This is a genomic window from Arthrobacter sp. NPDC080073 (assembly GCF_040686575.1).
Lineage (GTDB): Bacteria > Actinomycetota > Actinomycetes > Actinomycetales > Micrococcaceae > Arthrobacter.
This window is the reverse complement of record NZ_JBFBKR010000011.1, coordinates 142,096-163,731: the sequence shown is the minus strand read 5'-3', so window position 1 is coordinate 163,731 and position 21,636 is coordinate 142,096. Positions and strand designations below refer to the sequence as shown.

The window sequence follows — 21,636 nt, the reverse complement described above, 5'->3', positions numbered from 1 at the left end:
CGGCCGATGTCCAGGACGCGGCCCTCGCTGCCGAGCAGGACGGGGATGATGTCCGCGTCGCAGGCGATCTTGCGGATGACCGAGGGGTGGATCGGGCCCTGGAACGTGGACGCGCCGCTGCTGAGGCGCGGGCCGGCGGGCGTTTCGCCGTCGACGCGTTCGGGGCGCCCGCGTTCGAGGCGTTTGAGGAGGTCTTGGTAGTCGATGGTCACCATCACCTGGGGCCGGAGGCCGCCGTTCGCGGGCAGTTCGCCGGTGGCCAGGGCCACGGCGCAGGCGCCGGTGAGTCCGTCCAGGAGTTTCTGGGCCCGGGAGCGGCGGTCCAACGGCGGGTGACTGGTGCCGGTGCCGGTGTGTGCGCCGTCGGTGCCGGTGCCGGCGGTGTCGGGTTGGAGGCGCGGATTGGCGGCGGTGTTCATGGCGGTGGCGAGGGTTTCGAATTGTTCGGCCGTGGCGAAGATTTCCAGGTGGTGCAGGCCGCGGCGGGGTTTGCGGATGAACGCTCCCTGGCGGTGGCGCAGTTCGTCCTCGCCGGGTTCGGTTCCGTCCTGGTCGATGGCATCGACCCAGCGTCCGGCCATCCGGGAGACGAAATCGGGGTCGCTTTGGGCCGCGGTGCTGGTCAGGGAGTGCTCCATCTGCCGGGCGGTTTCCGCGTCCGCGAGGTGCCGTACCTGGTCCAGGGCCGTGCTGATCACCGTGGCCGAACGGGACGGCACGGCTGCCGAGGACAGGGCCGCGGCGAGCACCTCGTGCCGGGCGGGGACGTCCTGCCCGGCGATCCCGGTCTGCGGGAGCACGCCGGCGGCCAGTGCGAGCCGGCGCCTGGCCTCGCCGATGCCGATCCGCAGCCTGGCGCGCAGGAATTCGGCCGCGTTCCGGTACCCGTCATCGACCGCGTCGGCCGCCTCCGCAACGCAGGGTGCTGCCGTGAGGGCGGCGGCAGAGGCCGGGTCTGCTGCGGCCGTGAGGCTGGACGCGGCGGTTGCCGGGAAGGCGGCAGCGGAGCCTTGCGGGCCGGCCGCGGCTGCCGTATCGGCTTCAGTTCCCGCCTCCGCGGTGGCGGCGGCCGGGTCTTCCGCGGCCGTGGGCTCCGTCCAGCCGGTCCGCCACCCCGGCACCGACGAGGACTGCCGCGCCGTCTGGGCTTCGCTCCGGGTCCGTTCCACGGCCTGGGCTGCGACGAGCTGCAAAAACTCGACGGTGCGGGAGATCTCCTCGACCGTGCCGGCGAAATCGGCGGCATCACGGAAACCGAACACGCGGGCCTCGGAGACAGCCGCAGTGCGCAGCGCATCCATCGCCGCCAGGGCCTGGTCAAGGGCTGTTGCCGGCGGCAGCGCGGCCCGCGGCGGCACGGCGGCCGGGCTTTGCTGCCCGGCATGCCAGGCAGGAACGGGCGTCAGGCGGCGGGACAGACGTCCCAACGCCGCAATCCCGACCTCGGGGGCGACTACTGCCCGAGGTGCCGCGAGTTGACCGATGCCTTCCATGAATAAACCCTGTCACGGGGGTCTGACATTTAAGGCCCCCGCGCTGCCAATCGACCCCGCGAAAAGCGAAACAAGGAAAACACGTCTCAAAAATCAGGTGTTGAGCTCCCAATGAACCCGGATCGCCTCGGCAATGGGGCCGCTGATGTCGATCTGGAAGGCAACGGGCGCGGTCCCTGTCTCTTCAATGACGGTGTCGTGGTAAACGCGGCCGCATGACGGACACAAGGTGTAGAGGTCCTCATCGTCGGGCCACGGAGCCAGCCCGGCGGGGACCGGTGTGTCTGCTCCCGCGTAGACAGGGACGCCCTGTGAGTTGGCCTGGATCAATCCCTCTTTGCTGACGGTGTTTCCGCAGAGACAAGTGATCGTGGTGACATCATGACCGATGACATCAGCGAATTCAGTGTCCATTTGAGCTCCCCGGCGTCGGAAGAGACGTTCTGCTTGTAGTTTATGCCTGCCGATCCGCATGGTGTCTGGGGACCGCCCACTTCGCTGACGGTTACCGGTTGTTCCCCGACACCCTGGGCGGGAAGATGTTCCCATGCTGCCGGAGGAGCGTTTCAACGCACTGATCGATGAATTCAGGGCCAACCCGGGCGTGAGCGTGCCGGGAGAACCCGGGCAGCGCGGATTCGGTTCGAACGCACTAAAGGTCCACGGCTCGATTTTTGCGATGATTTCCGGAGGCAGGCTTGTTGTGAAGCTGCCGCGCCAACGGGTCGAGACGTTGATCGGAACCGGAGTTGGGGCACCGTTTGACGCCGGAAAGGGCCGTGCGATGAAGGAATGGCTCACCGTCATTGCCGACGATGAAGAGTCATGGCTGGCCCTGGCACATGAGGCCTGGGACTTCGTGAGGTCTCGACGAGGAACTCAGTGAAGGGACGCGATGAAATCCAACGAACTGCTGCAGGATGCCTTTGGCCGGATCCGTGACACCGTGGGCGCCACCCTTGAGGGGGTCGACGACGAGTCCCTGGTCCGTCGGCCCGAAGGGAACGGAAACTCGATTGCGTGGTTGATCTGGCACCTCAGCCGGGTGGAAGACGTGCAGCTCGCTTCCGTCGCCGGCGTCGAGCAGGTGTGGACTTCGCAGGACTTCGCAAGCCGCTTCAACCTTCCGCTCCCTGAACGCGACACCGGATACGGCCACTCGAGCGATAAAGTCGACGCGGTTCAGGCCCCGCCGGAGCTGCTGCTCGAATATTACGACGCCGTCCACCGGCAGACCGTGGCGTTCCTGGAAACCCTCGGCGACAAAGACCTTGACCGTATTGTCGACACCCGCTGGGATCCGCCCGTCACTCTAGGCGTGCGGTTGGTCAGCACTATTGCCGATTGCCTTCAACACGTGGGGCAGGCCGCCTATGCCAAGGGCTTAGGCGGCCTGTGAGCGTACTCCTCATGCCGCGTTCCGGGGTTTGAAGACCAACCCCAGGACGGCTGCCAGCGCGAGCGCGGAGAGGATGGTGGCCGACCAGAACCCGGCCCGGCCGCCGATCAGGAAGTCGCCGGGGATAGCGAAGGCCGCGTAAATCGAAGCCACGATCGCCAGCCCGACCGCGCCGCCCAGCTGCTGCATTGTCTGGAACAGCCCGGAGGCGGACCCTGCATGCTCGGGTTCGACATTGCGTAGCGCGAGCGTCGTGAGCGGCATGAACGTCATGCCGGCGGAGATTCCGGTTCCCAGAAGTGCAAGCAAAACGAGGGCGAACGGGGTGTCCGTGTTCAATTGCGTCAGCGGCAAGAAGGCGACGACGCGAAGGGCGGTACCGAAGATGACCAGCCGGACGGCCCCGAAGCGTTCGAGTAGCCGCGGGACGATCCGCGACATCGCGAAGATGCTCAGCGGCATCGGCAGGAACGCCAGCCCGGTCACCATGGGCGTGAGATGCAGATCGTCTTCGAGGTACTGGACCATGAGGAAGAACATCGCCAGCATCCCGCCGTAGGTGGCCGCCATCGCGGCCAGCGAAGCCACGCGGCTCGGGCTGCGCAGCAGTTGCGGACGGAGCAGGGGGTGGGCCACCCTCCGTTCGGTGACGGCGAGCACTGCGATCAGTACTGCCCCGGCAACCAAGCCGCCGATCGTGCGCGGACTGGACCAGCCGACGTCGCCCGCTTGAATGAGACCCCACACGATCGCGACGGCGCCGCCCGTCGCGGTGACCGCTCCGAGGATGTCGAAGCGGCCGGGGCGCCGGGGAGTTTCCGCGACGAGGCGCGGCACCGCAATGAGGACCACGACGCCGATCGGCACGTTGATGAAGAGGGTCCACCGCCAGCTGGTGGTGTCGGTGAGCAGTCCGCCGAGGATGAGCCCGAGGGCGCCGCCCATTGAGGCAATGGCGGAGAACAGGGCGAGCGCGCGGTTCCGCGCGCCGTCGTCCTTTGCGCTGGTGGTGATCAGTGCGAGAACGCTCGGGGCAGCGAATGCCGCGCCAAGGCCTTGGAGTGCGCGTGCGATGACGAGGAGGAGGGGCGAGGTGGCCAGGCCGCCAAGCAGTGAGAAGAGTGTGAAGGCTGCGACGCCGACCAGGAAGGTGCGACGACGGCCGAGGACGTCACCGATCCGTCCGCCGAGCAGCAGGAGGCCGCCGAAGGCGAGCGCGTAGCCGTTCAAGACCCAGCTGAGCTCGGCCCGGTCGAAGTGGAGGTCGGTGGCGATGTGGGGGAGCGCGACGTTCACGACGGTCGCGTCGAGGACAAGCATGAGTTGGGCGAGCATGACCAACCAGAGGCCAAGGCTGCCGGCGCGGCCGCGCGGATTTCCGCTTATCCGGGTGATCCCGGCGGGAGCGCGTGTGGCGATTGTGGGTGTCATGGGAGGTGTCCTGTTCTAGCCGAAGGGGCTGACGTACACTAAGAGGAGAGTTGCTCCGCTTAGAACTATACGGAGGCACTCTCCGTTTTGCAATGATGTATCGAAAGGTGTTTCTGTGCGCGCTGACGCTCAACGCAACCGCGACCGGATCGTGGAGGTTGCGCGTGCACTCTTCCGGGTCAAAGGCTACGAAGCCGTTTCGATGGACGAAGTCGCCAAAGCGGCCGAGGTTGGACCCGGCACGCTCTACCGGCATTTCCCGACCAAAGAGTCGCTGTACGACGCGGTCCTCGAGGCGTGGGCAGAGAAGGTCAACACCGCCGTCAGCCACGCACTTACCCTCGACGCTCCCGCGCGGGAGCGGTTGTTGAGTTGGCTGACCGACTATGCGTCCATGCTGACAGAACACAAGGGCGCCGCTGCACGGATTACCGCCGCGCTCGGCGACCCCGGTTCCCCCTTTGCAGCAAAGTGCCAGACCTACCTTGGGGCCAATCAGCGCGTGATCGAAGCATTGGACTCGGCCTTGCGTCCTGGAGTCGATGCAATGCAGATCAGCCGGCTCGTCGGCGGCGTGGCCGTGGTTGTGGATAGCAGCGAACTTCCCTCCGATGCAGCAGCATCGATGCTCGCGGTAGTCGCTGACGGACTTATCGCTTCCTGACGCGGGTTAGAGGACCGCGCGACGGCGGTCCCCGGCCCTCCCGACGGCGGTCCCCGACCCTCCCGACGCTCCCGACCCTCCTGCCGCGCGGAGCGCTTTGGGATTTGGGCGACGCTCGCTCACTTATGGGGCATTTTTCGCACTCGCTCGCTCACATACGCGAGCTGACCGTCGGCCTCTAGGTGCCCGCCGACAGGCTATCGCCCAGCCCTCTCCAATATTTGTGAACCTTCCCTTGACGTGACCCGCACCATAGTTCTAATCTTTATTTAGTTCTAAACAAAGGAGTTCACATGTCGCGACCGAGTGGCAACGCTGACGTTACCCGCTCTGCGATCTTGGCATTTCTGGGCACCTCTGGCGGCGCATCCCGCGCCGACCTTGCCAGGGGGCTAGGGGTCTCGCCGGCACTGATGACCCAGTTTGTAAAAGACCTCATCTCGGATGGTCTCGTGAGGGAGTTGGCGATGTCGCCATCCAACGGAGGGCGTCCTGCCCGTCTATTGGGGCTGGCGGCTTCCGCAGGACGGGTGGTCGGCATGAAAGTTGCCAACGACCACGTTGCGCTGGTTGAAACAGAGCTTGGGGGACAGGTGCTGCGGGCCGAGAGCCAGCCGTTCAACGCCTCCTCGGTCACGTTCCTGTCGGCCTTGGTCGAACTCGTGCGCGCGTTCCGGGATTCGGGCAGTGGCGCTCCCATCCTGGGGGTCGGGGTTGGCGTTCCTGGGTCCGTCGACGCGCAGGGAAGCGGGGTGGTCGATTCGAGCCTCCTTGGTTGGCGGCAGGCTCCCCTCGGCGCTGTGCTGAGCCGGGAGCTCGGCGTACCTGTGCTGGTCGAAAACAATGTCAACGCTCTCGCCGTCGCGGAGCGGCTTTATGGGCCCGGCCGCGATCATGCCGACTTCCTCGTCGTGACCATCGGTGAGGGCGTCGGTGCTGGATTCGTCACCGGGGGGACGGTCGTCCGCGGGAGCCGCGGCGGTGCCGGTGAAATCGGGCATATCGCTGCGGTGACGGGAGGGCCGCTGTGCACTTGCGGTAACCGTGGCTGCATTGAGGCCTTGATAGGTGAAGCGGCGCTCGTCGCTCAGGCACGCCGGTCGGGCGTGATCCAGCCTGCAGGAACTGTGGCCGATTTGCAGGCCGAGGCCGACAGGGGCAACCCCATGGCACAGGACATTTTCAGCGAAGCAGGCCAACCCCTGGGACGGATCGTTGCGGGTCTAGTACAGGTACTTGACCCGGAAATCGTGATTGTCAGCGGTGAGGGCACCCTGGCCTGGAGCCATTGGAAGGCAGGTTTCGAGCAGGCATTCCGGGCTGCGCTCACCTCCGACCGCCGGAGCGTTCCCGTGATCGTCGAGTCCTGGGACGACGAGGGCTGGGCCCGCGGTGCGGCGGCCTTGGTCGCATCTACCCCGTTCTACAGCGGAGAAAGCTCCGGCGAACAGGGACGTAGGGTACGGGCCCGCCTCAGCACGCCCGTAGGGGAGGTAATCGGGTCATGACAACTGTTGGAAATTCGAAGCCGGGCCTTCTCAGGGTCACCACCACAAGCGGAGGCAATCCTGCACCTATCCGACGGAAGGCCGCGCCGCGTCTACGGTATGCATTGACCGTTGCGTTGTTCCTGCTGCCGAGTGCGTTGCCACTGCTGTTCTTCACGATCGTTCCCATGGTGTCCGCATTCTGGATCAGCCTGAACCAGTGGAACTTGGTTGGCCCGATGAAGTGGGTGGGCCTGGACAATTACGCCAGGCTCGTGTCGGATCCGGGTACACAGGGCGCGTTCCTTCACACCGTTTTCTACATTGTCGGATACCTACCCCTCGTGTATGTCGGCGGCCTTGCTATCGCCCTCGCCCTGAACACTCGGATCAAAGGGCGCAGCATGCTTCGGGGCCTCTATTTCCTTCCGGTGGTAACGAGCTGGATCGTGGTGGCGCTCGTCTGGCGTTGGCTGCTGAATCCCAGCACGGGCATCGTGAACTGGCTCCTTGGACTGATCGGCATTGCCGGTCCGGGGTGGTGGACAGACCCGTCATGGTCAATGCCGGCGATCATCCTCGCCTCCGCGTGGAAAGATCTTGGGTTCGTCATGGTGATTCTGCTTGCCGGGCTGCAGGCCATCCCTGAAGAACTGTATGAGGCTGCGACGGTCGACGGCGCCGGCCCGTGGCGGCGCCTGTTCAGCATTACGCTTCCGATGTTGTCTCCGTCAACGTTTTTCGTCATCGTTCTGTCACTGATCAATGGTTTCCAAGTGTTTGACCAGGTCTATGCCATGACCGGAGGCGGGCCAAACAATTCATCCCAAGTGGTAGTTGAGCAGATCTATGACCTCACGTTCCGTTACGGCCGGGCAGGGGAAGCATCCGCCCTGTCATGGCTGCTGTTCCTCTTCATTCTGGTCATCACCCTGATCCAGGTGCGGGGCCAAAAGAAGTGGGTGAACTATGCGTAAGTTCCCGCGCCTGATCGCGCTGAACATCCTTGTGGTCGCCGGGGCCGCTGTGATGGTGTTTCCCTTCCTGTGGGCTCTCGTAACGTCTATCAGCCCCGGGTCCGGCTTGTCTGCCACTCCTCAGCTGATCCCGGAGAACCCTTCACTTTCCGCCTATGCTGAGTTGCTCCAACGGCTCCCGTTCGTCCAGATCGTCCTTAACAGCCTGATCCTTGCCATCCTCACCACGGTGTTCCAGCTCGTTACGAGCTCCCTGGCGGCGTATGTTTTTTCGAGGATGCCCTTCAAGGGGCGCAACGCCGTGTTCGCCGTCTATCTAGCCACCATGATGGTTCCCCTGCAGGTCCTCGTTGTTCCATTGTTCGTTGAGATGAAAAGCCTCGGCCTTATCAACACGTACTTGGGCGTTCTGCTACCGGGCATTGCAAGCGCATTCGGGGTGTTCCTGCTGCGCCAAGCCATGAATTCCGTTCCCACCGACCTCGACCAGGCAGCAACGCTGGACGGTGCGGGCCACTTCCGGATCTTCGGGCTGATCGTCCTGCCTTTGGTCCGTCCGGCACTTGCAACCCTGACCGTGTTCGCGTTCCTGAACAGCTGGAACAGCTTCCTGTGGCCGCTGATTATCCTGCGCACCCCCGGAATGAAGACCCTCCCCGTGGCGTTGGCGGGGCTCCAAGGACAGTACACAACCCAGTGGGACATCGTCATGGCTGGATCTGTGGTCAGCATCCTTCCAATGCTTGCCCTTTATATCTTCACCCAGAAGTACATCATCCAAGGGGTTGCAGGAACCGGACTCAAATAGGCCGCCCTGCTCCCCCCTTTATCAATGGAGATAGACATGAAAAAGAAGCCCTTGGCCGCTCTAGGCCTCGCCCTGGCCGCAATCCTGGCAACGACCGGCTGTGGCTCCGCAGGAAGCCCCGACGCGTCAACCAGTGAAAAAGTGACCATCAGATATGCAAACTTCACGTCCAATGGTGGCAACGAGAAGAACTTGGACACCATTGTTCAGGCCTTCCAAAAAGCCAACCCCAATATCACCGTCCAGGTCACCACCTTGCCCTACAAGGACTACGCCACAGCACTCCAGACTGATCTGGCGGCTGGGACGCAAGCGGATACTTTCGATATCGAATACGCGAACCTGCGATCCTACGTGTCCAGTGGGGCTGTCGCCCCCCTCGAGGGAGTCGACGGTTCAAAGTACAAGCAGTCACTGCTGCAGTCCTACCAGTCAGACGGCAAGCAGTACGCGCTACCCAGCTCCTTCTCCGACGTCGTCCTCTACTACAACAAGGCGCTCTTTGACGCTGCCAAGGTCGCATACCCCACGTCCAGCTGGACATGGGCAGATGAGACGGCTGCCGCGAAGAAGATCACGGACAGCGCCGCGGGCGTCTTTGGAGACTTCCAAAACGTGAGCTTCTACGAGTTCTACAAAGCGCTGGCCCAAACCGGGGGCAAATTCCTCAACGACGACGGCAAATCCGTCGCCTTCAACTCGCCCCAGGGCATCAAAGCTGCCGAGTGGCTGGCAGGCAAGAGCGGAACCACCATGCCTACACCCGCCCAAGGCGCCGGGACCCCGGACTTCGACACGAAACTGTTCAAGGACGGCAAACTTGGCATGCTCCACAGCGGCATCTGGGTGGCCAGCAGTTTCGCCGATTCACCCAAAAGCTGGGACATCGTCGTCGAGCCCGGAGACACGCAGAAGGCAAGCGCGGAGTTCTCCAACGCCATTGCGGTAGCGGCCAACTCCAAGAACAAGGCCGCCGCCCAGAAATGGGCCGAATACATGACCAGTTCAGACGTCATGGCACAGACCCGCATCAGCGCCGGATGGGAACTCCCCGCCACCTCCGATGACTCAGTCCTGAAGCCCTATCTCGCAAAGGACAAGCCGGCAAACCGCCAGGCCATTTTCGACGCCCTTGACCACGTGGCCCTCCCGCCGGTCATCGGCGACAACCAGCAAAAGATGGTCGACATCATCAACAACGCCCTAGGCGAAGTCGAAGCGAAGCGCTCCACGGCTGCTGATGCCCTGAAGGGTGCAGCCGACCAAATCAACGCGCTGTTGAAATAGGCCCGGCACATCCGAACGCGGCCGGAGCACGAGTCGCGGCGTCACCTGACCGCTGGCGCCGCGACACGCTCGCTGCCTGAAGACCTGAAAGAGAAGCACATGATCGACAAGTCCATGCCAGGTTCAACGTTGACATTCATTGGCGATGCCACTGTCCGTTCGCTAGTCCTGGCAAGCACCAAGCTCATTTTGGAACAGCAGACCCCAGGCGGCGCTTACCCTGCGAGCCCGTCGTTTTCCGCTTACGCCGGGTACTGCTGGTTTCGTGACGGCTCGTTCATTGCTGACGCCATGTCCGCCGCTGGGCATGTTGAATCCGCCGAACTGTTCTTCGACTGGTGCTCGAACGTCTTGAGTTCCCGTTCCGGAAAAATTCGGTACATCGTGGCGGAAAGCCTGGCCGGCAGGCCTCCGGCCGATGGGCAGATGCTGCCAGCCCGATTCACCCTCGAGGGGGATGACGGAAACGATGAGTGGTGGGATTTTCAGCTCGACGGTTACGGTACGTGGCTTTGGGCCTTGGCTGAACACAGCACCCGGTACGGCCGGTCACTTGAACGGTGGGACGAGGCCGTTGCCCTCACGGTTGACTATCTGGTCTGCTCCTGGGACCGGCCCTGCTACGACTGGTGGGAAGAAGCTGCCCACCAAGTGCACGTCAGCACCCTCGGCTGCATTTCCTCGGGGCTGGCCAGCATTGTTGCTGCCGGGCATCTGGACGAGGAAAGAGCCCTGCGAGCCACCGAGACAGTGGAACTGATCCGACGTCGCGTCCAGAACGATGGCGTCAGGAACAGGCACCTCACCAAGTGGCTGGGAACGGAGGCGCTCGACGGCAGCCTCCTGGCGCTCATCGCTCCAATGAACTTCCTCGAGCCGGTAAGCCCTGTAGGAAAAGGGACCATCTCCGCTGTCGAAGAGCAGCTCACGGTCCGCAACGGCGTTCACCGCTATCTGGCAGACAGCTACTACGGCGGCGGCCAATGGCCCCTCCTCAGCTGTTTTCTCGGACTGGCGCAGGAAGCCGCCGGAAACCGCTCACGGGCACGGGAACTGCTTCTCTGGGTTGCTTCCGTTGCGCGGGACAACACCGAACTCCCCGAACAGGTGGAAGGGAACCTCCTGGACGCCGAACAACTGCAACCCTGGATCGATCGTTGGGGGCCTTCGGCCAGTCCGCTGCTGTGGAGCCACGCCATGTTCATCCGACTCGCGATTGCCCTCGACACCATCCACCCCATGGACCGGTCGGAATCCGGCCCCCAGACGAACGAAAAAGGACTCTGAATTGATCCGCCACAAACCATTCGGCTCAGGACACCCCTACGTCAACGACACCGATCAGCGCAGCCCTGTCCGTCCCCAAGCCGGCGAGTCCGTCACCTTGGGCGTACGAACCTCACCTGAGCTGACAAATGTGGTCTGTGAATTGGCGGAAATTCGAAGCGACGGGTCAGAAACCAACTCGATCGTGCCCCTCACCAGAGTGCCTGCGGCCTCCCGCGGACAAGTGGTCGACGGCGGCCACCTCGCCTCAGCCCAGGCCAAACTGGCTCGAGCTGCCAGCGGTTGGCAGACCACGCTAGCCCCGGCCGATCCTTTGACAAGCTACAAGTATCGTTTCAGCGCTGACAACCCCGCGGGCCGGACGGAACGTACCCGATGGTTCAGCTATCAAGTGGCAACGTGGGAACCTGCCGAACGTGCCTTGGACATTACCGGCACCGACCGGGTGATCCGCGACTCCGTCGAAGTACTGCACGACGGTTCCCGGCCCCTTCGGGTCAGGTTCGCGCTGGCACTCGCCCCGAACGAACGGGTTACCGGCTTCGGTGAGCGATTCGACGCCCTTGAACACCGGGGTACCACGCTGGACGCCGTCGTCTTTGAGCAATACAAAAGCCAGGGGGCAAACCGGAAGACCTACCTGCCCATGCCCTTCGCCCATGTGGTGGGCGGCGACGGCTGGGGATTCCACGTCGCGACCTCGCGGCGTACGTGGTACGACATCGGCGTTTCCGACGAAAGCCGGCTCATCATTGAAGCCGAAGTCGGGCCCGAGCCGGTGCGCGGAGACGCACTCCTGGGCCTGCAGATCTTCGACGGAACGCCTACCGAAGTGCTGCAATCTTTCCTCTCCAAAGTGGGGTCTCCCAAGGAGCTTCCAGATTGGGTCTTCAAGCTCTGGGCGAGCGGGAATGAGTGGAACACCCAGGCAGAAGTCATGCGGCAGATGGATCTGCACCGCGAAACTGGAATCCCTGTGGGATCAGTGGTCATTGAGGCGTGGAGTGACGAGGCAACCTTCACCGCGTTCCGTGACGGCGTCTATGACCCCACTCCCGACGGCGGCCCTCTCCGGCTTAATGACTTCACTTTCCCTGAGGCGGGGGCGTGGCCGGACCCGAAAGCGATGGTCGACGAGCTCCACAGTCGGGACATCCGCGTGGTCCTGTGGCAGATCCCGCTCATCAAGATGCGGCCGCACCCCCACGGTCAGGCTCTGAACGACGCTCAGGCCGCGATCCGTGAAGGCAGGCTCATCCGTGAGGAGGCGCCGGACGGCAGTCTGCGGCCTTACCGGAACCGTGGATGGTGGTTCCCACTTGGACTTATGCCGGACCTGACCGATCCGGAGGCGGCACGCTGGTGGACGGAGAAACGGCGATACCTGGTTGAGGAGATTGGCATCGACGGATTCAAAACTGACGGAGGGGAGCACGCCTGGGGCGAGGATCTTCACTACCTCAATGGGATGAAGGGAGACGAAGGGAACAACTTGTTCCCGGTTGCGTACGCCAAAGCCTATGGCGATCTGCTTGAGTCTGCCGGCAAAGCGCCGGTCACTTTCAGCCGCGCTGGTTTCACTGGCTCCCAGGCCCACGGAGCCTTTTGGGCGGGTGACGAGGACTCCACCTGGGATGCATTCCGCTGGTCAATGTTTGCCGGCCTATCCGCTGCTGCGAGTGGCGTCGTGTATTGGGGCTGGGACTTTGCGGGGTTTTCCGGTGACGTGCCGACTGCCGAACTGTATCTGCGCTCGGCGGCGGCGGCCGTGTTCGTCCCCATCATGCAGTACCACTCCGAATTCAACCATCACCGCACGCCATCGCGTGACCGCACCCCATGGAATATCCAGGAAAGAAGCGGCGACGAAACCGTGATTCCGATATTCCGCGAACTGACGGAGCTTCGCGAACGCCTCATCCCGTATTTGTCAGAGCAAGCCCGAAAGACCATAGCCACCGGCGCCCCACTCATGCGGCCCCTGTACTTCGACTATGCCGAAGACCAGGAGGTCTGGGACCACCCGCTGCAATGGATGCTCGGCGATGACATGCTGGTTGCGCCGGTGACCCAGGAGGGGACCAGGTCCTGGACAATCTACCTTCCTTCCGGCGAGTGGATCGACGCATGGACGGGGGACAGCTACGCAGGAAAACAAACAGTAGATGTGCCCGCTCCGCTCAACCGCATCCCCGTATTTGTACGCGCAGAAGCTTGGGACCGCATGAAGGGCATCTTCGCAGTCCGCCCCTGAACCGACCGCAGGAGATTTTTCATGGAATACAGGAAACTGGGCCGAAGCGGCATGTATGTCAGCGAAATTGCCTACGGTAACTGGATGACGCACGGGTCCCAAATTGGGCAGGATACGGCCGCCGCGTGCGTCCACGCCGCCCTCGACGTCGGCATCACCACCTTCGACACCGCGGACGCTTACGCTGACACGCGCGCGGAAAGTGCATTGGGCGACGCGCTACATGGGGTGCGGCGCGAAAGCGTGGAGATTCTGACCAAGGTATTTTTCCCGACCGGAGAGGGACGTAACGACAGGGGCCTTTCGCGCAAGCACATCCGGGAGTCGATCAACGCCAGCCTCCGCAGACTCAAGACGGACTATGTCGACCTGTACCAGGCACATCGTTTCGACTATGAGACGCCACTGGAGGAAACGATGCAGGCCTTCGCCGACGTCGTACATGACGGCAAGGCCCACTACATCGGCGTTTCCGAATGGACGGCTGAAGAAATCCGTTCCGGGGCCGCTCTGGCCAAGGAACTGAACATACAACTAGTGTCCAACCAACCCCAGTACAACATGTTGTGGAGGGTTATCGACACGGAAATCGTGCCGGCCTGTGAGGAGCTGGGAATCAGCCAGATCGTCTGGTCCCCGCTTGCCCAAGGCGTGCTCACCGGCAAGTATCTCCCAGGCAAAGAGGCCCCGGCGGGCTCCCGTGCCACCGATCAGAAGGGCGGCAAGGACACGGTGGCCCGGTGGCTGGGCGAGGAAGTCCTCACCAAAGTGCAGCAACTACAGCCGATTGCCGCTGACGCCGGAATGAGCTTGGGCACGATGGCCTTGGCCTGGGTCCTTCAGAACCCGAACGTGTCGGCAGCGATTGTCGGAGCCTCGCGGCCCGAACAGATCACATCCAATGCCGCAGCTGCCGGCCGGAAGCTTGAGGACGCCCTGATGAAGCAGATCGACGACATCCTTGATCCTGTGATTGAACGTGATCCTGCGAAAACTGACTCCTTCCAGATCCGACCATAAGGTGGGACACTATCGGCACCGGCTCGGCCATGAGTACTCCAGCATCCGAGCTGTACTCCAAGTGCACAACGCCACTTACTCGCAAAGTCGTTAACCAAGTCCAGTAGGGATCACTCAAGGCTGCCCAGGAGCCCGTCCGTAGGATCCGTAGTGAGCCGAAGATGGCTCACTGCCATTGCTTTTGGGATGCAATGTGCGGCAGTACCAACCCCGGCAGGGCCCTGAACCATGCCAAGGACGCACATCATGAAAACTGGAAAAATCATGGCCGTCGCTTGCCTTTTGCTTGCCTCGACAACCACACCATTATCGGCCGCGAATGCCGCGCCCATGGAGGCTCCGGGCATTGTCTTGGGCAGCGATATTTCCTGGCCCCAATGTGGTGGCGGACTACCTTCCGGCCAGGCGTTCGCGATCGTCGGCGTGAACGGCGGCCGTCCGGGCACTGCGAATCCCTGTTTCGCCGAGCAGCTGGGCTGGGCCAGCGGCTCGGCGGGCGGGACAAGCCAACCCGCAGCCGCCGTGTATGTGAATACCGCCAATCCCGCAGGCTATGGCGGTTGGTGGCCCGGATCCGACGCGGAGGTGGGCCTGCGCGCACCCAACCCATATGGCAGCTGCGACGGGTCAGCTTCGGCGGCCTGCGCCTACCTCTACGGTTACGGAATGGCCTTCGACGCCGTCACCCGGTACGGGGTGCCCGATCCCGCCAAGCGCCTGTGGTGGCTGGACGTGGAGACCGGGAATGCGTGGTCTTCGGACACCGTGGCCAACGCCGCCGATATTGAAGGCATGGCAGCGTTTCTGCAAAGCATCGGCGCGGCTGTGGGCATCTATTCCACCTCGTACCAGTTCGGACTTATCGCCGGTCGGCTTCATCCTGACAGCAATCTGAACGGGCTGAAGAGCTGGCTGGCCGGAGCAACGTCACCGGAGAGCTCAGCGGAACTCTGCTCGGCACCGCCGCTGACAGCAGGCGGTGTGGTTGTACTCACCCAATTCACCACGGACTTCGACTACAACTACTCTTGCCTTCCGCCCGCACCGCCACCACCACCACCGCCGGCACCTGCTCCCGTAGTGGCCCCGCCGAAGCCCCCGGTCCCGACGCTGACTGAAGATGTCAGCGGGAAGCGCAAGCCGGTGCAGTCGATACCGCAGAACTGACGGCTCCCAGCCGACCTTCGTGACGCGTCGTTTCGTGACCTCAGGCAACGATGGACCAGACTTAGGGACGTGACCAACAAACCCCGCCCCGGCCTAGCGATCGCTGCACTTAGTCTCGGGACGGCGCTGAATCCGCTCAACTCATCGATGATCGCGGTCGCGCTCGTGGTCCTGCGCCGAGACTTTGCGCTCGACGTCGCCACGGTCACCTGGGTGATCACATCCTTCTATCTCGCCTCGGCCGCTGGCCAGCCGCTCATGGGCCGGCTTGCGGACCGGTTCGGCCCGCGGAGGTTGTTCACCTTCGGCATGGCGGTAGTTGCCGTTTCCTGCCTTTTGGCGCCGTTCTCGCCGAACTTCGCATTGGTCTGCGTGGCTCGAGCGCTCATGGCGGTGGGGACCGCGACGGCGTACCCGTGCGCCGTCGTCATGGTCTCGACGCTCAGCCGGCAGGCGAACATCAGCTCCACCCGCCCCCTGGGGCGGATCCAGATGGCGAACACCTCGGCGGCCGCGGTGGGGCCCGTCGTCGGCGGCCTTCTGGTGAGCCTGGTCGGCTGGCAGGCGCTGTTCGCGATCAACGTGCCGGTCTCGCTCCTGGCCCTGATCGTGGTGCGGCAGGTGGCACCGCCCGACGTCGGGCGTGAAAGCGGCAAGCTCTCGGCACTCCTCCGCGATTCCGACATTCCGGGCATCCTGGCGTTCATCGCATCGCTGACGCTGGCGATGATGGCGCTGCTCAACGTGATGCCGGCCTACCGCTGGTGGTTCATCGCCGTCGCCGTTGTCCTGGCGGGGCTGTTCGCATGGCGCGAGTTCCGGTTCAGTCCGCCGTTCCTGGATTTGCGGCTGCTCGGCCGAAACCGGCCGCTGCTGTTGTTGTACCTAGGATTCGCGGTGTTCAGCGCGGTCTACTATTTTGCCTTCTTCGGGCTCCCGCAGTTGCTGCAGCAGGCGGGAAAGTACGACGCCGGCGTGGTCGGCCTGCTGATGCTGCCCCTTGCTGCCATGTCGGTTTTCATGACGCCGGTCACGGTGCGGTTCATTGAGCGGTTCGGCGTACGGTCCGTGATGATCGCCGGCGTCGTGCTTTTGGCGCTGGCTTCCGGTGCGCTCGGGGGGCTGACGCTGTCCTTCTGGCCGCCGCTGGTGCTCATACTCACGGCGTTGATGGGTATTCCGTATGGCGTAGTCAGCACGGCGTCGAACCAAGGTTTGTATGTGTCCGCACGGCCTGAGGACAGGGGAGTGGCAGCGGGTATTTTCCAGACGTGCAGGTACCTTGGGGCGATCACGGCGACAGTTCTCATTGGTGTGCTGTATGGGCCCGGAGTCAACCAGGCGAACTGGGGGCTCATGGTGTTGGTGATGCTGGGGCTGAGCGCGGTGGTGTTCGTGTTGGCCCTGGCTTGGCGGAAGCCGGGGGCCGTGGGATAGGTCCAATCGCGCGGCCCCGAGACCCCGCTGCGGGTGGACAACCCCTATACCTACTCCGACGCACCTCAACCACTCATTTTCAGTGCCAAGCCCACTCAATTTCTGTGCAATGCACACTCAGTGATCATTTTCGACCGTAGCGTTGGATAGATTGTCAGGCTAAGGGCTCTGGGGCGCTCTCAGATTTGGAAGGCCACTGGGCTCACATTCAAAGCTGGGGTGTCTGCCTTAGGAGTTGGGAAGTGTTCGAAGAGGAAGTCCTACGGGCACTTGACTACGTGGCTCGCGGTGTCAGTGTTCGGATCGTCGGCGGCCCCGGAAGCGGAAAATCAACGGTCCTGCAGTCGATCGCTGCTGGCCTCGAAAAGGCCGGGTTCACGGTCTACAGCCTCTCGGGTTCGCGGCTCCTGAATGAGACGCCGTTCGCAGGGATTGGCGCACTCGGACTGGAAGGGCGCGGACAAGAGGATGGGCCGCTAGGAGTCGCGAACGTGCTCGCCGAACAGTTGGCGCAGCGAGGCGCCCGGGTAATAGTTGTTGACGATATCGATGAGCTCGACAGGGAATCAGCGGCAGTCATCGACATTGTTCAGGGCCGGACCCAAAGGCCGCTGGTGGTGACGATGGACGATCCCCCACTGTACTCAGGGGGCTCTGTGTTCACGCCTGCCCGGTGGCCGGAGATAACGATACGACTCAGTCCACTTCACTACGATCAAGTCAATAAACTCCTGGCCCAGACGCTCGGGTCGCCGCCGGACGTGGATTTGACCACCGCCGTGCTCATGAAATCTGGAGGCAACCCGCGACTCGCGGTCAGAATCGCCCAAAGCGCGGAGCTAAGCAAGCAGCTTGTCCTCCATGACGGACAGTGGAGCATGAGTGGGCACACACTCTGGAACGAATACATCCAGAGCACCGTCCAGGCACTCCTTCACGGACTAAGCGCCGATGAATGGAAGGGATTGCACACCCTGTCTGTGGTGGGAGCCCGGCCGCTGGAGTCCCTAAGGCACATAGTTGAGACAGGCGTCCTGGACAGGCTCGAAATGCGCGGGCTGGTTGCGCTCACCGAAGACAGCACTGGAGCCATGTGGGTAAGCGTCAGTCCCCACATTGTTGTCGACCATTTCCGTGACCCTCAGGTGCGGTCCTCCCCCAGGGTGCTGGCGGATCGGATGAGCCGGGAGATCGATTCCCATGACCGGCCCATGAAGAGTTCCTCGCCTGAGCTTCTGGCCGAACTGATCAGAGACCTGCGGAGTGAAGCCCGCGGCGGCACAGCTGCGACGCAGCATTTCCAAGAACAGCTCCGGGAACTGGAGGAATCACAATTCAGCGCCTGGGAGTCCGAAAAGACCATGTCCAACGCAGCAGCGTTCCTCAAGTTCTACTGGGGCGGTCCGGTCGATCCCTCACGCATCGAACAAGTCTTCAGCGAAACTGAGGCGGTAGGAGCTGATTCTGGCGATCACTTCTTCTTCGCCATGACCCGGGCGCTGTGGGCCATCGTCAGCGGCAGGGAAGTATCTGTCGCGACGGGCATACTCAAGGCGATCGGCCACGCTCACCCCGATTGGAAGGCAGAAGCCCAAGCGTTCGCGCTCTACCTTGAGGCGTCCTTTGACCGAATGCCTGTGAACCTCGACGAAACCCTGGACAGGCTCCGCAGCCGCCACCCCGAGAGCGGCGTTCTGCCAGTTATCCGGGGCATTCTGGAGCTCTACCGCTTCGACGCCCAGGCTGCCCTCCGGGCCCTGGATTCAGCGGACGGCTTCGACCTTGCCGCAGGCATGGAACCCTTCGTCCGCGGACTCGCGCTCCACATTGCCGGCCACGGCGACGAAGCAGTGATCTTCTCCCTCAGTCAACGTGCCGCGGCTCGGCGGCGCCTTGATCAGTTCGGGTTCGTCGCGAGCAGTTACGTTGCGGTACTGGCCATGACACAACAAGGCCGCAGCAAGGAAGCTGACTGTGTAATGACTGGCGTCTTCGCGCTCGGCCGGCCCGGCTTCCTCGTGAGCTTCCTCCACGACGCGATGCTCAGAATCGCCGGCCTTCGCACCCTGGCTGGACCCGGCAAGAATGCCGCCTCCCTCGGGATACAGGCACGCAAAAACGTCGCGGACATCGGCCCCCTGCCTGGAACCGGGAAAGCAGTCTATGAGCTCGTTACCCGGAAATACGCCGATCCATCCGACTTCGACGAAAAGGCTGCGAACCTTCTGGAACAACAACTGGACCGCGGTTACATCACCGAAGCCGTGTATGCCTCATTGTTCATGTTGTCCCTCTACCCCGGACACAAGATCCTGGAGACCACGCAACGGTTACTGCTGGAAAACGGCGTGAGCACCCATGCCCAGTTCCTCGCCATCGCCGGTGCCATTCGTGACCGCGACCACCATCGGCTAAAAATCCTATTGGACCAATACGAAGCCGACTCCGACCTTCCTGCGATCACCAGGCTCCTGGAAGGCGTGGTCAAGGGTCACCTCCTCAAACGCCACCGGGGGTTGGCCAAGTCCTTTCATCAGATCATCTCAACCTTCGAAAACCGATTCCCGTCAGAAGAGGCACAACTGACCCTCGACACGGGAGGGCATTCCCAGGGTCTGACTCCTCGGGAGAGGGAAATCGCCATCCTGGCGGGCAGCCAACGCACCCCCGAAATCGCTGCCCTCCTGGGGATCAGCCCCCGGACCGTGGAAAACCACATCTCCAGAGCCCTTGCCAAGACCGGAACCACCACGCGCCAGTCCCTTTATGAGCACGCTCGAAACTCCCAACCAGATGACGGGTAACAGAACGCGCGACTGCAGATCCTCGACTGCAATTCAGCTGGGAGTATGAGTGCATTCCCTATGCGCCAGTGTCAGGTTATTGCGCATATTGAGTGGTACATACTCGAAATTGAGTATGTATAGACCTCAAATTGAGTGGTTCAAAGGTTGGAATTGAGTAGGGTCGAGGTCTGCACGGATGCATCAATCATTTCCGGGTATTGACCTTAAGATTAAGGTCCTCCGACCTGTTATTAAAATGTCTTGACTATTTTATCTGGCCTGCATACTTTCGTGGTGAAGCATCGGCTTCGCCGGGCGCCACCCAACATCACTCGCAGGAGGACAGTGTGAATTCGAAGTCAAGAATTTTGAAGAGGGTCGGTGCAGTTGGCGCCGCCACCACTGAGATCGCCGGGTCCGTTATTGACTTCAAAAGGGGATGCCGATGAACTCCGGGACCGATTCAACCGTCCGCAATTACTGGCTCGCACTGTCAGCCTTGTTCGGGGTAACTGTCAGCGTAGTGTCGATGACAGACCCGCCATGGTCTTTGATCATGGTCGCGGCCTTCATCCTCTTTGCTGTCCTGCAAGCCATTCACTACCGCCAACTGGGCCGCGAAATCCAGGGGAGACTGGCTACGGCCAATCCTGGAGTTGGAGTCGTCGCTGCGGTTTTCGGGGGCGCCGCGGTTCTCATCCACGGTACGCCCGTTGCCTTTTCGGCCGGGCCCGTTCTTGGCCTGGTGACGTTCGTAAGCATATACCTGTTCCTTCACCGGTACGGGCGCTTCCACAAGGGCGCTATTTCGAACTAGCCGAAACCGTGAGCAGCCTTGTGCGAATGTGGCCAATAATGACAATGGTCCCGGCGCTGGGGGTCGTCTTTGCCAGCCTGTATCTGCTCAATCTCGGCGTCTACCCTCCGGTGGACTTCCTGGTTTATCGGTACGCTTCGGCAGCGTCTTGGCGCGGGGAAGACATCTATTCCCGCAACATTTTTGGGGAACTTTTGCCGTCCGAGGGTCTGCCTTTCGTTTACACGCCGTTTGCAGCTGCGCTCCTGTCTGTCACGAGTTTGTTTCCTCCCCAGGTGTCCTTCATGCTGTGGACCACGGGCTCCGTAGCAATTTTGGCGTTAATCATTGGTGTTTGCCTGCCGCGGTCTTTGCCTAGGCGCCGGACGATATGGCTCGCGCTTCTTTTGCTGGGCTGTTGTACCACCGTCGTCGCCCAGCACTTGGTGTGGGGTCAGATCAACTTGTTCCTCGCTGGACTCTGTCTCGCGGATTTCGTTCGTCACGCCAATAGAAGGTGGTCCCGGTTCGTTCCGAAAGGGGTGTTGATCGGGGTCGCTGCCGGTATCAAGCTGACCCCGGCCATCTTCATCCCATATCTCTTGATGACAAGGCAATGGCATATGGCGGTCTCCGCCATTGTCGGTTTCGCCGGGACTGTCATTATGGGCGGGATCATGTTTCCCGTCATGTCAGTCACCTATTGGTTCTCAAACGTGTGGCAGCTCAGCTCAAAGGTTGATCTCGGCACCCAGTTCGCCAGCGCGGGCAACAACTCCATACAGGGGGCGGCGGGAGCGATCGGGCATTGGGCGGTCTCGCCCTCCAAGATCATCGTTATCGTTGTGGCCGTCCTCGGCTTGTTGGCTGCGGCGGAGATCTTCCGTGCGGGACAGATGCTGGCGGCGGTGCTGACTGTCGGAATGACTGCCAATCTTGTCTCACCTGTGAGTTGGGTGCACCACTGGGTATATCTGATCCCGGCCCTTATTGTGCTCTGGTTCCTGGGACGGACGCGCACGCGGATCTTCGTAGCCGCTGCTGCGCTCGTTCTGCTGATCCATGGAACGGATCTGGGTGAACACATGCTGCAGAACGGCACTATCGTGCTCGCACCCCTGGGCATACTCCTTCGTGAGTCGTTGCTGCTTATTTCAATCGCAACGATAGGGACCTTCTTCGCGCTGAGGAGCCGCACGTGGCCTCTGGCGGCGGCAGCCCTCTCCCAAGGGGGCTTGGAAGGACGCCCGGCCAGGATCTAGAAATGCAGCCCTCCCTCAATACCGGGGCCGGGCAATTCGGCTGAGAGGTCAGTACATCTTATGGCTAGAAATAGTGCACCA

At 62.4% G+C, this 21,636-nt stretch carries 18 protein-coding genes; 15 read left to right on the top strand and 3 right to left on the bottom strand.

Annotation, left to right across the window (positions count from 1 at the left end):
* A partial coding sequence (locus AB0O52_RS14255) for a DUF222 domain-containing protein (RefSeq protein WP_364538593.1) occupies window positions 1–1,493 on the bottom strand: 1,493 nt, incomplete at its 3' end.
* A gap of 93 nt (window positions 1,494–1,586) precedes the next feature.
* Window positions 1,587–1,907 carry a hypothetical protein gene (locus AB0O52_RS14250; RefSeq protein WP_364538591.1) on the bottom strand — a complete coding sequence of 107 codons (321 nt, stop codon included), beginning with the start codon at window positions 1,905–1,907 and terminating at the stop codon, window positions 1,587–1,589.
* A 133-nt stretch (window positions 1,908–2,040) separates the two neighbouring features.
* Here AB0O52_RS14250 and AB0O52_RS14245 point away from each other — a divergent pair, with 133 nt between their 5' ends.
* Window positions 2,041–2,379 (top strand): hypothetical protein, encoded by a 339-nt coding sequence (locus AB0O52_RS14245; RefSeq protein WP_364538589.1) that lies wholly within the window; start codon window positions 2,041–2,043, stop codon window positions 2,377–2,379.
* Between the two features lie 9 nt (window positions 2,380–2,388).
* Window positions 2,389–2,892: a DUF664 domain-containing protein gene (locus AB0O52_RS14240; RefSeq protein WP_364538587.1), complete on the top strand. Its 504-nt coding sequence runs from the start codon at window positions 2,389–2,391 to the stop codon at window positions 2,890–2,892.
* A 9-nt stretch (window positions 2,893–2,901) separates the two neighbouring features.
* On the opposite strand, the gene AB0O52_RS14235 is transcribed toward AB0O52_RS14240, so the two are convergent.
* Complete coding sequence (locus AB0O52_RS14235) at window positions 2,902–4,323, bottom strand: MFS transporter (RefSeq protein ID WP_364538585.1); 1,422 nt, start codon at window positions 4,321–4,323, stop codon at window positions 2,902–2,904.
* A gap of 115 nt (window positions 4,324–4,438) precedes the next feature.
* On the opposite strand from AB0O52_RS14235, the gene AB0O52_RS14230 reads away from it, so the two are divergent.
* The 13 genes from AB0O52_RS14230 to AB0O52_RS14170 all read left to right on the top strand — a co-directional run bounded on the left by AB0O52_RS14230 (window position 4,439) and on the right by AB0O52_RS14170 (window position 21,555).
* Window positions 4,439–4,987, top strand: a complete 549-nt coding sequence (locus AB0O52_RS14230; protein WP_364538583.1) for a TetR/AcrR family transcriptional regulator — start codon at window positions 4,439–4,441, stop codon at window positions 4,985–4,987.
* 293 nt (window positions 4,988–5,280) lie between these two features.
* Entirely contained in the window at window positions 5,281–6,495 is a 1,215-nt protein-coding gene (locus AB0O52_RS14225; RefSeq protein ID WP_364538581.1) for an ROK family protein, read from the top strand.
* The gene (locus AB0O52_RS14220; protein WP_364538579.1) at window positions 6,492–7,451 is read left to right on the top strand and encodes a sugar ABC transporter permease; all 960 of its coding nucleotides are present in this window, start codon (window positions 6,492–6,494) and stop codon (window positions 7,449–7,451) included. The genes AB0O52_RS14225 and AB0O52_RS14220 overlap by 4 nt, the downstream gene beginning before the upstream one ends.
* Window positions 7,444–8,259, top strand: a complete 816-nt coding sequence (locus tag AB0O52_RS14215; RefSeq protein WP_364538577.1) for a carbohydrate ABC transporter permease — start codon at window positions 7,444–7,446, stop codon at window positions 8,257–8,259. Before AB0O52_RS14220 ends, AB0O52_RS14215 begins: the two co-directional genes overlap by 8 nt.
* Before the next feature lie 36 nt (window positions 8,260–8,295).
* Window positions 8,296–9,546, top strand: a complete 1,251-nt coding sequence (locus AB0O52_RS14210) for a sugar ABC transporter substrate-binding protein (protein WP_364538575.1) — start codon at window positions 8,296–8,298, stop codon at window positions 9,544–9,546.
* A 99-nt stretch (window positions 9,547–9,645) separates the two neighbouring features.
* Window positions 9,646–10,833 (top strand): glycoside hydrolase family 15 protein, encoded by a 1,188-nt coding sequence (locus AB0O52_RS14205; protein WP_364538573.1) that lies wholly within the window; start codon window positions 9,646–9,648, stop codon window positions 10,831–10,833.
* A 1-nt stretch (window position 10,834) separates the two neighbouring features.
* On the top strand, window positions 10,835–13,087 hold the full coding sequence (locus AB0O52_RS14200; RefSeq protein ID WP_364538571.1) for a TIM-barrel domain-containing protein: 2,253 nt from the start codon (window positions 10,835–10,837) through the stop codon (window positions 13,085–13,087).
* Window positions 13,088–13,108: 21 nt separating this feature from the next.
* Window positions 13,109–14,107 (top strand): aldo/keto reductase family protein, encoded by a 999-nt coding sequence (locus tag AB0O52_RS14195; protein WP_364538569.1) that lies wholly within the window; start codon window positions 13,109–13,111, stop codon window positions 14,105–14,107.
* 246 nt (window positions 14,108–14,353) lie between these two features.
* A complete protein-coding gene (locus AB0O52_RS14190; RefSeq protein WP_364538567.1) occupies window positions 14,354–15,274 on the top strand; it encodes a hypothetical protein in 921 nt (306 codons plus the stop codon).
* 69 nt (window positions 15,275–15,343) lie between these two features.
* Window positions 15,344–16,711, top strand: coding sequence for an MFS transporter (locus AB0O52_RS14185; RefSeq protein ID WP_364538565.1), 1,368 nt, complete (start codon window positions 15,344–15,346; stop codon window positions 16,709–16,711).
* 242 nt (window positions 16,712–16,953) lie between these two features.
* The gene (locus AB0O52_RS14180; RefSeq protein ID WP_364538563.1) at window positions 16,954–19,515 is read left to right on the top strand and encodes a LuxR C-terminal-related transcriptional regulator; all 2,562 of its coding nucleotides are present in this window, start codon (window positions 16,954–16,956) and stop codon (window positions 19,513–19,515) included.
* A 427-nt stretch (window positions 19,516–19,942) separates the two neighbouring features.
* Window positions 19,943–20,314, top strand: a complete 372-nt coding sequence (locus tag AB0O52_RS14175) for a hypothetical protein (RefSeq protein ID WP_364538561.1) — start codon at window positions 19,943–19,945, stop codon at window positions 20,312–20,314.
* A gap of 38 nt (window positions 20,315–20,352) precedes the next feature.
* Window positions 20,353–21,555, top strand: a complete 1,203-nt coding sequence (locus tag AB0O52_RS14170; RefSeq protein ID WP_364538559.1) for a glycosyltransferase 87 family protein — start codon at window positions 20,353–20,355, stop codon at window positions 21,553–21,555.
* Window positions 21,556–21,636: the final 81 nt, after the last annotated feature.

What these genes read in the sequence shown, in the direction of transcription:
- AB0O52_RS14220 (WP_364538579.1), top strand. Translation starts at nt 6,492, where the DNA reads ATGACAACTGTTGGAAATTCGAAGCCGGGCCTTCTCAGGGTCACCACC.
- AB0O52_RS14235 (WP_364538585.1), bottom strand. Translation starts at nt 4,323, where the DNA reads ATGACACCCACAATCGCCACACGCGCTCCCGCCGGGATCACCCGGATA.
- AB0O52_RS14175 (WP_364538561.1), top strand. Translation starts at nt 19,943, where the DNA reads ATGAACTCCGGGACCGATTCAACCGTCCGCAATTACTGGCTCGCACTG.
- AB0O52_RS14190 (WP_364538567.1), top strand. Translation starts at nt 14,354, where the DNA reads ATGAAAACTGGAAAAATCATGGCCGTCGCTTGCCTTTTGCTTGCCTCG.
- AB0O52_RS14250 (WP_364538591.1), bottom strand. Translation starts at nt 1,907, where the DNA reads ATGGACACTGAATTCGCTGATGTCATCGGTCATGATGTCACCACGATC.
- AB0O52_RS14245 (WP_364538589.1), top strand. Translation starts at nt 2,041, where the DNA reads ATGCTGCCGGAGGAGCGTTTCAACGCACTGATCGATGAATTCAGGGCC.
- AB0O52_RS14210 (WP_364538575.1), top strand. Translation starts at nt 8,296, where the DNA reads ATGAAAAAGAAGCCCTTGGCCGCTCTAGGCCTCGCCCTGGCCGCAATC.
- AB0O52_RS14225 (WP_364538581.1), top strand. Translation starts at nt 5,281, where the DNA reads ATGTCGCGACCGAGTGGCAACGCTGACGTTACCCGCTCTGCGATCTTG.
- AB0O52_RS14240 (WP_364538587.1), top strand. Translation starts at nt 2,389, where the DNA reads ATGAAATCCAACGAACTGCTGCAGGATGCCTTTGGCCGGATCCGTGAC.
- AB0O52_RS14195 (WP_364538569.1), top strand. Translation starts at nt 13,109, where the DNA reads ATGGAATACAGGAAACTGGGCCGAAGCGGCATGTATGTCAGCGAAATT.
- AB0O52_RS14170 (WP_364538559.1), top strand. Translation starts at nt 20,353, where the DNA reads ATGACAATGGTCCCGGCGCTGGGGGTCGTCTTTGCCAGCCTGTATCTG.
- AB0O52_RS14205 (WP_364538573.1), top strand. Translation starts at nt 9,646, where the DNA reads ATGATCGACAAGTCCATGCCAGGTTCAACGTTGACATTCATTGGCGAT.
- AB0O52_RS14215 (WP_364538577.1), top strand. Translation starts at nt 7,444, where the DNA reads ATGCGTAAGTTCCCGCGCCTGATCGCGCTGAACATCCTTGTGGTCGCC.